The sequence below is a fragment of the Limnohabitans radicicola genome, assembly GCF_014837235.1.
In the GTDB taxonomy this organism is placed as follows: Bacteria; Pseudomonadota; Gammaproteobacteria; order Burkholderiales; family Burkholderiaceae_C; genus Limnohabitans_A; species Limnohabitans_A radicicola.
Genome location: NZ_JACYFT010000002.1, coordinates 791,431 through 804,343 on the forward strand (window position 1 = coordinate 791,431; position 12,913 = coordinate 804,343).

General features: G+C 64.1%; 9 protein-coding genes. 5 read left to right on the forward strand and 4 right to left on the reverse strand.

Annotated elements, in window-relative coordinates:
• On the forward strand, positions 1-465 hold the full coding sequence (locus IC609_RS11515; protein WP_191819633.1) for a GNAT family N-acetyltransferase: 465 nt from the start codon (positions 1-3) through the stop codon (positions 463-465).
• 11 nt (positions 466-476) lie between these two features.
• Here IC609_RS11515 and def read toward each other — a convergent pair whose 3' ends face one another.
• Genes def through smc form a run of 4 tightly spaced genes read right to left on the reverse strand, consistent with a single transcriptional unit; the run spans position 477 to position 7,706 of the window.
• Positions 477-1,016, reverse strand: a complete 540-nt coding sequence (gene def / locus IC609_RS11520) for a peptide deformylase (protein ID WP_191819634.1) — start codon at positions 1,014-1,016, stop codon at positions 477-479.
• The gene (ligA, locus tag IC609_RS11525; RefSeq protein WP_191819874.1) at positions 1,013-3,106 is read right to left on the reverse strand and encodes an NAD-dependent DNA ligase LigA; all 2,094 of its coding nucleotides are present in this window, start codon (positions 3,104-3,106) and stop codon (positions 1,013-1,015) included. Before ligA ends, def begins: the two co-directional genes overlap by 4 nt.
• Positions 3,107-3,134: 28 nt before the next feature.
• Entirely contained in the window at positions 3,135-4,169 is a 1,035-nt protein-coding gene (locus IC609_RS11530; protein WP_191819635.1) for a cell division protein FtsZ, read from the reverse strand.
• 12 nt (positions 4,170-4,181) lie between these two features.
• Entirely contained in the window at positions 4,182-7,706 is a 3,525-nt protein-coding gene (smc, locus tag IC609_RS11535) for a chromosome segregation protein SMC (protein WP_191819636.1), read from the reverse strand.
• A gap of 213 nt (positions 7,707-7,919) precedes the next feature.
• Here smc and IC609_RS11540 point away from each other — a divergent pair, with 213 nt between their 5' ends.
• The 4 genes from IC609_RS11540 to prmB all read left to right on the forward strand — a co-directional run bounded on the left by IC609_RS11540 (position 7,920) and on the right by prmB (position 12,879).
• Positions 7,920-9,506, forward strand: coding sequence for an ABC transporter substrate-binding protein (locus IC609_RS11540; protein WP_191819637.1), 1,587 nt, complete (start codon positions 7,920-7,922; stop codon positions 9,504-9,506).
• 101 nt (positions 9,507-9,607) lie between these two features.
• On the forward strand, positions 9,608-10,819 hold the full coding sequence (gene dapC, locus IC609_RS11545; protein ID WP_191819638.1) for a succinyldiaminopimelate transaminase: 1,212 nt from the start codon (positions 9,608-9,610) through the stop codon (positions 10,817-10,819).
• A gap of 3 nt (positions 10,820-10,822) precedes the next feature.
• Positions 10,823-12,004, forward strand: coding sequence for a succinyl-diaminopimelate desuccinylase (gene dapE / locus IC609_RS11550; protein ID WP_191819639.1), 1,182 nt, complete (start codon positions 10,823-10,825; stop codon positions 12,002-12,004).
• On the forward strand, positions 12,001-12,879 hold the full coding sequence (gene prmB, locus IC609_RS11555; RefSeq protein WP_191819640.1) for a 50S ribosomal protein L3 N(5)-glutamine methyltransferase: 879 nt from the start codon (positions 12,001-12,003) through the stop codon (positions 12,877-12,879). Before dapE ends, prmB begins: the two co-directional genes overlap by 4 nt.
• Positions 12,880-12,913 lie beyond the last annotated feature (34 nt).

Consider the following 12,913-nt stretch of genomic DNA (forward strand, 5'->3'; position numbering starts at 1 on the left):
ATGCCAATCATTGGAGAGTTGAGCCCTGAACTGCGCATCGAGCCCGCCTGCGAAGCGGACCGCGCCCTGCTCTTTGCCCCGTACAAGGCTGCGCTGCAGGGCTATGTCGATTGGGCCTGGGGCTGGGACGAAGACAAGGAGCGGCTCCACTTCTTTGAACGCCTGCCGCTGAACGGCCTGTTCAAGTTGAACCACCGGGGCCAGTGTGTGGGTGGCTTTTGCATCGAGGAAACGCAAGAGCACAGCCAACATCTGCGCACCCTGTTCATTCGGCCTGAGTCACAGGGGCTGGGCATCGGAACCCGGCTGCTGCAACACCTGATCCAAGAGGCTCAGCGCCAGCAGCAGCCTTTGACGCTGCACGTCATCCACATCAATCCTGCCAAACGGCTGTATGAGCGCCTGGGTTTTCGCGCTGTGCGCGAAGAAGAGAAAACCTTCTTCATGCGGCTGGACAGCCGCTGAAGCCATCCGCATCAGTCGTCTTCGGCCGCGCTGATGTCCGGAAACAGCACTTCGGTGAAGCCAAAATGCGTGAAGTCGCGCACCCGCATCGGGAAAAGCTTGCCGATCAGATGGTCGCACTCGTGCTGCACCACCAGGGCGTGAAAGCCTTCCACGGTGCGGTCAATGGCCTGGCCTTTTTCATCAAAGCCCGTGTAATGCACGCGTGCCGGACGAGGCACCATGGCACGCAAGCCGGGCACGGACAGGCAGCCTTCCCAGGCTTGCGCCTCATCGCTGCCCAGCGGCGTGATGACCGGGTTGATGAGCACCGTGGGGGGCACCAGCTCACGGTCCGGATAGCGCGGGTTGACCGTGGTGCTGCCAAAAATCACCACCTGCAGGTTCACCCCGATTTGCGGCGCTGCGATGCCTGCGCCGTTGGCTGCGGCCATGGTGTCGCGCAGATCGGCCAGCAGTGCGTGAAGCTCCGGCGTGTCAAAAGCCTGCACAGGCTCGGCCATGCGCAGCAGACGGGGATCGCCCATTTTGAGAATTTCACGCACGGTCATGGTTTGTCTCCGTTCAAAAGAATGGCCAGCCCGGCATCGTCCAGCACAGGTACACCCAAGGCCTGCGCCTTGTCGAGCTTGCTGCCCGCTTCTGCACCCGCCACCACGTAGCTGGTTTTCTTGCTGACCGAGCCCGCCACCTTGGCGCCCAGGGCTTCGAGTTTGTCTTTGGCCTCGTCCCGACCCATGCTTTGCAGCGTGCCGGTCAACACCACCGTGAGACCCGCCAAAGGCATTTCGGTAGGGGCCAGGGCTTCGCCTTCCGCCCAGGTAACACCCGCATCGCGCAGGGCCTGCACCACCTCGCGGTTGTGCGCTTGGGCAAAAAAGGTGTGGATGCTGTGCGCCACCACCGGGCCGACATCGGCCACCTGCAGCAGCGCGTCTTCGCTGGCGGCCATGATGGCATCCAGTTGGCCAAAGTGCCGGGCCAGCTCCTTGGCCGTGGCCTCGCCCACATGGCGAATGCCCAAGCCGAACACAAAGCGCGCCAGCGTGGCCTGCTTGGATTTTTCCAGCGCATCGAGCAGGTTCTGGGCCGATTTCTCGGCCATGCGGTCCATGCCCGCCAGGTCCTGCAACTTCAAGCCGTACAGGTCGGCCAGCGTGTTGACGCGCCCAGAATCCACCAGTTGATCCACCAATTTGTCGCCCAGGCCTTCGATGTCCATGGCGCGGCGGTGCGCAAAATGCCAGACGGCCTGCTTGCGCTGCGCGCTGCAAAACAAGCCGCCCGTGCAGCGGTGGTCGGCTTCGCCTTCTTCCCGTTCGGCCAGACTGCCGCACACCGGGCAGTGGTCCATCATGGTGAAGACCATGGCATCGGCGGGACGCTTGTCCAGCACCACCGACACCACCTCGGGGATCACATCGCCCGCACGGCGCACGATCACCGTGTCGCCCACCCGGACGTCCTTGCGGCGGGCTTCGAGTTCGTTGTGCAGCGTGGCGTTGGTCACCGTGACGCCGCCCACAAACACGGGGGCCAGCTTGGCCACTGGGGTCAGCTTGCCGGTGCGGCCCACCTGCACGTCAATGGCCAGCACCTGGGTCATCTCTTCTTGCGCAGGGTATTTGTGGGCCACGGCCCAGCGGGGCTCGCGGGTCACAAAGCCCAATTGCTGCTGCAAGGTCAAGTCGTTGACCTTGTAGACCACGCCGTCGATGTCGTAAGGCAAACGGTCGCGTTCGGCAGCCATGCGCTGGTGAAAGCCCACCAGGCCTGCGGCACCCTCGACCACCGCCGTCTGCTCGGCCACCGGGAAGCCCCAGGCCTTGAGTTGCATGAGCATGCCGTAATGGGTCATCCACCGCGGCGTTGTCTCGGCACTGACCTCGCCCAATCCGTAGGCAAAAAAGCTCAAGGGGCGATCTGCCGCGATGCCGGAATCCAGCTGACGCACAGCGCCTGCAGCGGCATTGCGCGGATTCACAAAGGTTTTCTCGCCCTTGGCCCCGGCGGCAATGCGCTGGCGCTGACGCTCGTTCAGGGCTTCAAAGTCGTCGCGGCGCATGTAGACCTCGCCGCGCACTTCGAGCACCGCAGGCACATCGGGCGGCAGGCGCAAGGGCACTTGGCCGATGGTGCGCACATTCGCGGTCACGTCTTCGCCGGTTTCTCCGTCGCCCCGGGTGGCGGCTTGTACCAGCACGCCGTTTTCGTAACGCAGGCTCATGGCCAGGCCATCGAACTTGAGTTCAGCGACGTACTGCACCGCGGCCTCGGCCTCAGCCAGGCCCAGCTCGCGGCGCATGCGGGCATCAAAGGCCTCGGCCCCAGAGGATGTGGTGTCGGTCTCGGTGCGGATGCTGAGCATGGGCACCGCGTGGCGCACCGAGGCAAAGGCGTCGAGCACCCGCCCCCCCACCCGCTGGGTGGGGGAATCCGCAGTCAGCAATTCGGGGTGTGCGGTCTCCAGGGCCTGCAACTCGCGAAACAGGCGGTCGTACTCTGCGTCCGGTATTTCAGGGGCATCGAGCACGTAATAAAGGTGCCCATGGTGCTGCAGCTGTGTGCGCAGTTGCGCGGCACGCGCTGCCGGGGCCTCTGGGGTCGGGACAGGCTCGGCAAACAGGTCCAGCGTGCTCATCGCGGCCACATCGGTGTCTGTGCGCACATCACGAGAACAGGCGACGCGCCTGGGGCGATCCGGCCGACAACTCGCGGGCGTCGAGCGCGTCGTACAGCTGCTCCAGGTCCAGCGCGATCTGGTCCAGCACGTCCTGGCCCAGACGCTGGCCACCGCCGTCGGTGACGGCGCCGTCCATCTGCTGGGCCAGCCAGTCAGCCGCCTGGCGCAGGCGCACAAAAGGCTGGTCGGTGCGGGCCACCTGAGGCACGTCCAGACTCAAGGTGAACTCGCGGATGGCCGAGCGATCGGGGTCTTCGGCCATGGCCGCTTGGGTGTCAAAGGTGAGCGACAGCACGGGCGGTAAGCCTTGCACTTCGGCGGGCAAAACCATGCGCCCCGGAATCACCCCGGCCACAAAGCCCAGGCGAGCCGCATGCTGGTGCACATAGCCCGGGCTCCAGGCGGCCGACAGCGCCGTGATGGCAAAACTCAGCTGGGCATCGTGCTCGCTGGCAAACTGGTCCAGCTCGCGGGCGCGGGCGACTTCTTCAAGCATGTCGCTGAACACCGGACTGCCACCCACCGCATCTGCAAAAGCCTGGGTCTTGACCACGAACTCGGAAAACTCGATCTCGTTGAGCGGCCCCACACGGTTGGCCAGTTGCACGCCAGCTTGAAAAGCCGAGTAGCGCCGCCCGGGCACGATCGGCTCCCACTCGCCCGTGAGTTCGCTGCAGCCTTCGACATTGAACGCCTTGGTGCCCACACGGCGCGTGGCAGGCAATGCGGCCAACGCGGCGTCGCCCGAAACGGGTTGCTCCACTTCCATGGTCGCGATCACGTCGATCAGCGCATCGAGCACGGGCTTGCGCTCGGGCTGAGGCAGTTTGTCAAAGTCGTCGGTCAAGACCGGCTCAATGGCACCTGCGTCATCCAGCCCAGGAGCCAAAGGGTTGTCCAAAGGCGGCAGGGCATCGGGCTGACGGGGTGCGCTTTTGCGCGAGACCCAATAGTTATAAGCCACCACCGCCAGCAAGGTGACGGCACCAGCGGCCAGCAAACCGATTTGCAATGAACTCATCTTTCAACTTCCTCAGATTTGCGCCAGATTGACCGCCGATTCCATGTCCACTGCCACGATGCGCGAGACGCCCTGCTCCTGCATGGTCACGCCAATGAGCTGCTTGGCCATTTCCATGGCGATCTTGTTGTGGCTGATGAACAGGAACTGCGTTTCCTTGCCCATGCTGGCCACCAGCTTGGCGTAGCGCTCGGTGTTGGCGTCGTCCAGTGGCGCGTCCACTTCGTCCAGCAAACAGAACGGCGCGGGGTTGAGCTGGAAGATGGCAAACACCAGCGCAATGGCCGTGAGCGCTTTTTCACCACCCGAGAGCAAATGGATGGTCTGGTTCTTCTTGCCAGGGGGCTGCGCCATCACCTGCACACCGGAGTCCAGAATCTCTTCGCCGGTCATCACCAGCTTGGCCTGACCACCCCCGAACAGCTCGGGGAACATGCGGCTGAAGTGCTCGTTGACGATCTTGAAGGTGCCTCCCAGCAAGTCGCGGGTCTCGGCGTCGATCTTCTTGATCGCGTCTTCGAGCGTGTTCATGGCCTCGGTCAGGTCAGCGTTTTGCGAATCGAGGAAGGTCTTGCGCTCACGGGCGGTCGACAACTCTTCGAGCGCGGCCAGGTTGACGGGCCCCAGGGCGTTGATTTCGCGGTTGATCCGGTCAATCTCGCCTTGCAGACCATAGATACGAACCTCGCCTTCTTCGATGCTCTTGGCCACCGCTTCGAGGTCGGCCTGCGCATCGGCCAGCAACTGGGTGTACTGCTCCAGGCCCAAACGAGCGGCTTGCTCCTTGAGTTGCAAATCGGTGATGCGCTGGCGCAGGGGTTCGAGCTCGCGTTCAAAAGCCACCTTGCGCTCGTCGCTCGCACGCAGCTTGGCCGTGAGGTCGTCGTAGGCACTGCGCTTGGCACCCAGCGCTTGTTCACGTTCGAGCTTAATGGCCAGGGCATCCTGCAGCCCGCCTTGGGCGGCGGCATCGGTCAGGCGCGACAACTCGTCATGGGCACGCTGCTGCTCGGCGCTGATGCTGCTGATTTGCTGCGTGGCGGTTTCGACGGTGCGCTGCAACTCGCCTTGGCGGGCTTGCAGGCTACGCTGCGAAAACTGGGCCTCCTGGGCCTGACGCTCCAGGCTGCGTTGCTGCTCGCGGCATTCGCTGAGTTTGCGCTCGGCCTCGATCACGCGGTCATCCAACTGGGCGTGGCGCTCCTGGCTGTCGGCCAATTGCATGTCCAACTCTTCAAAGCGGGCTTCGGCCGTGACGCGACGCTCCTGCAACTCTTCAAGCAAGGCATCGACTTCGGCCATGTCGCCCTGGATCTGTTCGCTGCGGGCACGGGTCTGCTCGGCCATTTGCGACAGGCGCAGGTGCTCAACCTGCACCTCATGCGCGCGGGACTGGCTGGTGCTCGCTTCCTGGCGCACGCTGATGAGCCGCTGCGACGCATCGGCATACGCGCCTTCTGCGCGAGCCAGCGCGGTGCGGCTTTCCTCGGCAATCAGCGTTTGTGCACGCAGCTGCTTTTCGATGTTCTCGATCTCTTGCGCGCGGGCCAGCAAGCCGGCTTGCTCGGAGTCTTGCGCGTAAAAGCTCACGCTGTGCGCGGTCACGGCATGACCCGGCTGCACAAACAGCACTTCGCCCGCGTGCAACTGGGTGCGCCAGCTCAGGGCATCGTCCATGCTGGGCGCGGTGTAGCAGCCTTGCAGCCAGTCGCCCAGCAGGGCCGACAAACCCGCATCGCTCACCCGCAGCAGGTCCGACAGGGCGCGACAGCCCGCGGGCAAACCGGTACGAGGAGCAGCAGTGCCTGCCGTGGGCGGTGTGAAGAAGCTCAGCTTGGCAGGTGGCGCATCGGCGGCAAAGGCGCGCACCATGTCCAGGCGCGAGACTTCCAGCGCGGACAGCTTTTCGCGCAGGGCCGATTCGAGCGCGTTTTCCCAGCCGCTTTCGATGTGGATGCGGCTCCACAGGCCTTCGAGCCCTTCCATGCCGTGCTTGGACAGCCAGGGTTTGAGCTTGCCGTCGGTGCGCACTTTCTCCTGCAAGGCCTTGAGCGCCTCCAGGCGGGCGGTCAGGTCGGCCAGGCGGGCTGACTCGTCGTTGACCACCTGCTGGCGGTGGCGGCGGTCTTCGTCCAGCTGAGGCACCTGCTCTTGCAGTTCCTGCAGACGGGCGTTGGACTCGGCGGCGGCGGCTTCGGTCTCGGCCAGTTGCTCACTCAGCTGGGCCAGGCGTTGCTCGTCGGGTGCGGCCAGCGCATTGCGGTCGGCCTGCAGGCGCTCGCGGCGCTGGTTGAGCTGGCGTGACTGTTCTTCGGTGTTGCGTTGCTCGGCGGCCAACACCTGGATTTGTTGCTGCACCTGAACGACGGAGCCACGTTGTTCATTGGCCTTGTTCTGAGCCTGGCGCAGGGCTTCTTCCAGCTCCGGCAAGGCCATGGCCTGGTCTTCGACCTGGGCGGCCAGCGTCATGCTCTGGTCTTCGGCCATCACGCTTTGCTCGGCCAGCGTGTCCAGCTCGGTCTGTGCTTGCTCGCTGCGCTGGTGCCACTGCTCGATTTGCTCCTTCAGCTGCACCAGACGCTGCTCAGCGCGCTGGCGGCCTTCCACCACAAAGCGGATTTCGGCTTCGAGCTTGCCCACCTCGGCACTGGCCTCGTACAGCTTGCCCTGGGCCTGGTTGACCTCATCGCCTGCGGCGTAGTGCGCTTGGCGTATGGTTTCGAGCTCGGACTCCACATGGCGCAGATCGGCCATGCGCGACTCCAGCGCGTTGATGGCCTGGTCCACATCGGCCTTGACCTTGCCCTGGTCCCCCTCGGCCTCGCGGCGCTTCAAGAACCACAGCTGGTGCTGCTTGAGCGTGCTGTCGGCTTGCAGGTTGTTGTAGCGCTGGGCCACTTCGGCCTGTTTTTCGAGTTTTTCGAGGTTGGCGTTGAGCTCGCGCAGGATGTCCTCGACCCGGGTCAGGTTCTCACGGGTATCGGACAGGCGGTTTTCCGTCTCGCGGCGGCGCTCCTTGTATTTGGACACGCCCGCAGCTTCTTCGAGGAACAGGCGCAGCTCTTCGGGGCGCGACTCGATGATGCGGCTGATCGTGCCCTGGCCGATGATGGCGTAAGCGCGTGGACCCAGGCCCGTGCCCAGAAACACGTCCTGCACATCACGTCGGCGCACTGGCTGGTTGTTGATGTAGTAACTGCTGTTGCCGTCGCGGGTCAGCACGCGCTTGACCGCGATCTCGGCAAACTGACCCCATTGACCGCCCGCGCGGTGGTCGGCGTTGTCAAACACCAGCTCGACGCTGGCGCGGCTGGCGGGTTTGCGGGTGGTGGTGCCGTTGAAGATGACGTCCTGCATGGACTCGCCACGCAGCTCGGACGCCTTGGACTCGCCCAGCACCCAACGCACCGCGTCCATGATGTTGGATTTGCCGCAACCGTTGGGGCCGACCACGCCCACCAACTGCCCAGGCAGCATGAAGTTGGTCGGTTCGGCGAACGATTTGAAGCCCGAAAGCTTGATGGAATTGAGACGCACGGTGATCCAAAATCTCAAAAGGTCTTGAAAGCCCCCTCGGCGCTTTCAATAACAATACAAAAGACAACACCTTCAAGGGTGCCGTGTGGGGCCAATGTTAACCGAGCAAGCCCTCTGAAATCCGCTGCTCGCAGCCGGGCCCGGGGCATGGTCAAAAGACAGCATGGGGCCGTTGACGCTAGACTGTCGAACCGTTTTTCAAGGAGTTGGGTGATGCATCCAAAATTCAGCCATCTGATCCTCGCCACAGCGCTGGCTTTCAGCACCATGCAGGCGCCAGCGCAAACCCTGCGCTGGGCCAACCAGGGCGACCCGCAGACCATGGACCCGCACTCGCAGAACGAGGCCTTGACCAACGCCATCAACAACCATGTGTACGAATCACTGGTGGGTCGAGGTGACAACCTGGAGCTGATCCCCGAGCTGGCCGAGCGCTGGCAGCAGACCGGGCCTCTGACCTGGCGGATGTGGCTGCGCAAAGGGGTCAAGTTCCATGACGGCTCGCCCTTCACTGCCGACGATGTGGTGTTCAGTGTCGAGCGGGCGGCCTTGCCCACCTCGCAAATGAACCAATACGCTCAGGCCATGGGCAAGCCGGTCAAGGTCGACAGCCACACGCTGGACTTCAAGCTGGACAAACCCAACCCGATCTTTCTGGAGCACGCGACCACCTTCCACATCATGAGCCGCGCCTGGTCGGTCAAGAACAAGGTCGAAAAACCGCTGGACTTCAAGAACCGCGAAGAGACTTTTGCGGGCCGCAACGCCAACGGCACAGGCCCCTTCATGCTCAAAAGCCGCGAGCCCGATGTCAAAACCGTGCTGGTGAAAAACCCGAACTACAGTGGCGGCCGCAAGGTCACGGGCAACCTGCAAGAGGTCGTTTTCACCCCCATCAAGAGCGACGCCACGCGGGTCGCGGCACTGCTGTCGGACGGGGTGAACTTTGTGCAGGACCCCGCTCCGCAGGACGTGCAGCGCCTGATGCAAAGCCCCAACCTCAAAGTCGTGCAGGGCATGGAAAACCGCGTGGTTTTCTTTGGCATGGACCAGTCGCGTGATGAGCTGCTCTACAGCAACGTCAAGGGCAAAAACCCCTTCAAGGACAAGCGTGTGCGCCAGGCCTTCTACCAGGCCATCGACATCGACGCGATCGTCAAGAACACCATGCGCGGCCAGGCCCAGGCCACAGGCTGCGTCACGCCATCACCGCTGGGCTGCTTTGCCGAGCTGGAAACCCGCGCCTTCAAATACGACACCGCCGCCGCCCGCAAACTGCTCGAAGACGCGGGCTACCCGCAAGGCTTTGAAGTCGGCCTGGACTGTCCCAACAACCGCTATGTGAACGACGAGGAAATTTGCATCGCCGTCTCGGGCATGCTGGCCAAGGTCGGCATCAAGGTCAAACTCAATGCCATGCCCCGTGCCCAGTATTTCCCCAAACTCGAAAAGCACGACACCAGCTTTTACATGCTGGGCTGGGGCGGCTCGATCACCGACCCGCAAACCACGCTGGACCCGATTTTCCACTCGCCACCCACCGAAACCTCCAAAAAAGGCTCCTGGAACTTCGGCCGCTTCAGCAACGCCAAACTCGACCATCTGGTGGACGCGGCTGCGGTGGAAACCGATGTCAACAAACGCAGGGAAACCGTGCGGCAAGCCATGCAGGAGCAGCGCGATCAGGTCCATTACCTGCCCTTGCACCGCCAGTTCATCCCCTGGGCTGCACGCAGCAACGTTGAGGTCAAACACTTCGCCGACAACTTCGTGCGGGCCTGGACCATGTCGGTCAAATGACGCGCCACAGCCAGCGGGTCCAGCACCCGCTGGCGGGGTCCATTCACCGCCCGTGGGCATGGGGCCATGCGCCATGGGCCGATCCCCGATAATCGGGGGTTATGAATCCCCTTCTCTCCAAGCTGCAGCCCTACCCCTTCGAGCGGCTGCGCCAATTGTTTGCATCCGTCACACCCAACCCTGCCCTGCGGCACATCAGCCTGGGGATCGGTGAGCCCAAGCACGCGACCCCGCCTTTCATCATGCAGGCCCTGAGCGACGCCCTGGGCACGGGCCTGGCAGGTTATCCGGCCACCGCAGGCGAGCCCGCCCTGCGCCAGGCCTGCGCGGCCTGGGTGGAGCGCCGCTATGGCCTTCAACTGGACGCTGCGACCCAGGTGCTGCCCGTCAACGGCTCGCGCGAAGCGCTGTTTGCCCTGACACAAACCGTGGTCGACCCGACGCAAGCTGGCGCAACGGTCGTCAGCCCCAACCCCTTCTACCAAATCTACGAGGGTGCTGCGCTGCTGGCCGGGGCCACACCGCACTTTGTGGCCAGTGACCCGGCGCGCAACTTCGCGCCGGACTGGGACAGCGTGCCCGCCGAAGTCTGGGCCCGCACCCAGCTGGTGTTTGTCTGCTCCCCCGGCAACCCCACGGGCGCGGTCATGCCTTTGACCGAATGGCAAAAACTCTTTGCCCTGTCGGACCAGCACGGCTTCATCATCGCGTCGGACGAGTGCTACAGCGAGATTTACTTCCGCGACGAGCCGCCGCTGGGCGGCCTGGAAGCCGCCGCCAAACTCGGCCGGGGCTTTGAGCGTCTGATCGCGTTCACCAGTCTTTCCAAGCGCAGCAACGTGCCGGGCCTGCGCAGCGGCTTTGTGATGGGCGACGCCGCTGTGCTCAAGAAGTTCCTGCTTTACCGCACGTACCACGGCAGCGCCATGAGCCCGGTGGTACAAGCCGCCAGCATCGCCGCCTGGGGCGACGAGGCCCACGTGGTCGACAACCGCAACCTGTACCGCACCAAGTTCGCCCAGGTCACCCCCGTGCTGGCCGAAGTGCTCGACGTGAAGCTGCCTGACGCCAGCTTTTACCTGTGGGCCGGTGTGCCCGCAGGCTGGCAAGGCGACGACGCCGCATTCGCCAAAGCGCTGTACGAACACGAGCACGTCACCGTGCTGCCGGGCAGCTACCTGGCGCGCGAGTTCAACGGCAGCAACCCTGGTCGGGGCCGCATCCGCATGGCGCTGGTGGCCGAAACCGCCGAATGCCTGGAAGCGGCCGAACGCATCGCCCGCTTTGTGCACGCCCACCCGCACAAGGTCTGAGCCATGAACGCCACCACACGCCCTCCTGTTTGCCACGACACCCTGCGACTGGCCGAGCAGCTCATCGCCAAGCCGTCCGTCACCCCGGATGACGCGGGCTGCATGGACGTGATCGCCGATGCCTTGAAGCCCTTGGGCTTTGACTGCGAATTCATGGATTCCGGCCCCGACACCTTCCGCGTTCGCAACCTCTGGGCCAAGCGTACGGGCACCTCGGGCCAGACCTTGGCCTTTGCAGGGCACACCGACGTGGTGCCCACGGGGCCGCTCGCGCAATGGGACAGCGACCCTTTCACCCCCACGCACAAAGACGGCAAGCTGTTCGGGCGCGGCGCGAGCGACATGAAAACCTCGCTGGCGGCCATGGTGGTGGCGGTACAGGAATTTCTAGCCACCAATCCGAGCCCGGCATTGGGCATCGCGTTTTTGCTGACCAGCGACGAAGAAGGCCCCGCAGTGGACGGCACGGTGGTCGTCTGTGAACGCCTGAAGGCCCGTGGCGACACGCCGCAGTTCTGCATCGTGGGCGAGCCCACTTCTGTGCAGCAGACGGGTGACATGATCAAAAACGGCCGACGCGGCACCATGAGCGGCAAGTTGACCGTCCGGGGCGTGCAGGGCCACATCGCCTACCCGCACCTGGCCGACAACCCGATCCACCGCTTGGCCCCGGCGCTGGCAGATCTGGTCGCCATCCGATGGGACGAAGGCAACGCCTTCTTCCCACCCACCAGCTGGCAAGTGAGCAACATCCACGCGGGCACGGGCGCAAGCAACGTGATCCCCGGCGACTGCGTGGTGGACTTCAACTTCCGCTTTTGCACCGAATCCACGCCCGAGAGCCTGCAGCAGCGCCTCACGGCCGTGCTCGACCAGCATGGCTTGCAGTACGACTTGAAGTGGACCATCGGCGGCTTGCCGTTTCTGACCACGCCCGGCACCTTGGTGGCCGCTGTGCAACAAGCGATTGCCGACGAAACGGGTCTGAAAACCGAGCTGTCCACCACCGGCGGCACCAGCGACGGCCGCTTCATCGCGCAAATCTGCCCGCAGGTCATCGAGTTCGGCCCGCCCAACGCGACCATCCACAAGGTCAACGAGCACGTGGCGCTGGCCGACATCGCGCCCCTCAAAGCCATTTACCGCCGCACACTGGAACAACTCAACGCGGGCCTGTCCGCATGAGCGCCATGACCCTGTCTGGGCTGATCGAACAGTCCGTCGAGCGGCTACAGCTTGCGGGCGTGGCCTTCGGGCACGGCACCCTGAACGCCTTTGACGAAGCCGTCTGGCTGGTGCTTTGGCGTCTGGGCTTGCCGCTGGACACCGATCTGGACGAAGTGACTGATCAGATGGTGACGCCTGAGCAGCAGGCGCTGGTGCAAGCCTTGATCAACGAGCGCATCGCCACCCGCAAGCCAGCCGCCTACCTCACGCATGAGGCCTGGTTGCAAGGCGTCTCGTTTTACATCGACGAGCGCGCCATCGTGCCGCGCAGCCTGATCGCCGAAGTGCTGGCCGACGGGACGATTGACGCCTGGCTCAGCGACCAAACCACCCGCGTGCTGGACCTGTGCACCGGCAACGGCAGCCTGGCCTTGCTGGCGGCGCTGGCCTGGCCCGAGGTGCAAGTGACCGGGGCCGACATTTCTCATGATGCGCTGGCCGTGGCCGCCATCAACGTGCAGCGCCACGACTTGCAAGAGCGCGTACAGCTGGTGCACAGCGATGGCCTCGCGGCCCTGCCTGGCCCCTTTGATTTGATCCTGTGCAACCCACCTTATGTCTGCCAAGCCAGCATGGACGCGCTGCCCGCCGAGTACCGGGCCGAGCCTGAACTGGCTTTGGCGGGCGGTGCCGACGGCATGGACTTTGTGCGCCAGCTGTTCAAAGACGCCCCCTCACGCATGACCGAACACGCCGTTTTGGTGCTGGAGATCGGCAACGAAGCCGGGCACTTTGTCGCCGCGTTCCCCCACCTCGAAGTCGCCTGGCTGGACACCAGCGCGGGTGACGACCAGGTGCTCCTGGTCACAAGGGATGCCCTGCTGACACTGTAGAAGCGACGCCCCCGTCGCGATGATTTCGCCCTTC

Excerpts from the sequence above, each read along its gene's own strand:
- IC609_RS11515 (WP_191819633.1), top strand. The coding sequence starts at position 1 with ATGCCAATCATTGGAGAGTTGAGCCCTGAACTGCGCATCGAGCCCGCC.
- def (WP_191819634.1), bottom strand. The coding sequence starts at position 1,016 with ATGACCGTGCGTGAAATTCTCAAAATGGGCGATCCCCGTCTGCTGCGC.
- ligA (WP_191819874.1), bottom strand. The coding sequence starts at position 3,106 with ATGAGCACGCTGGACCTGTTTGCCGAGCCTGTCCCGACCCCAGAGGCC.
- IC609_RS11530 (WP_191819635.1), bottom strand. The coding sequence starts at position 4,169 with ATGAGTTCATTGCAAATCGGTTTGCTGGCCGCTGGTGCCGTCACCTTG.
- IC609_RS11540 (WP_191819637.1), top strand. The coding sequence starts at position 7,920 with ATGCATCCAAAATTCAGCCATCTGATCCTCGCCACAGCGCTGGCTTTC.
- dapC (WP_191819638.1), top strand. The coding sequence starts at position 9,608 with ATGAATCCCCTTCTCTCCAAGCTGCAGCCCTACCCCTTCGAGCGGCTG.
- dapE (WP_191819639.1), top strand. The coding sequence starts at position 10,823 with ATGAACGCCACCACACGCCCTCCTGTTTGCCACGACACCCTGCGACTG.
- prmB (WP_191819640.1), top strand. The coding sequence starts at position 12,001 with ATGAGCGCCATGACCCTGTCTGGGCTGATCGAACAGTCCGTCGAGCGG.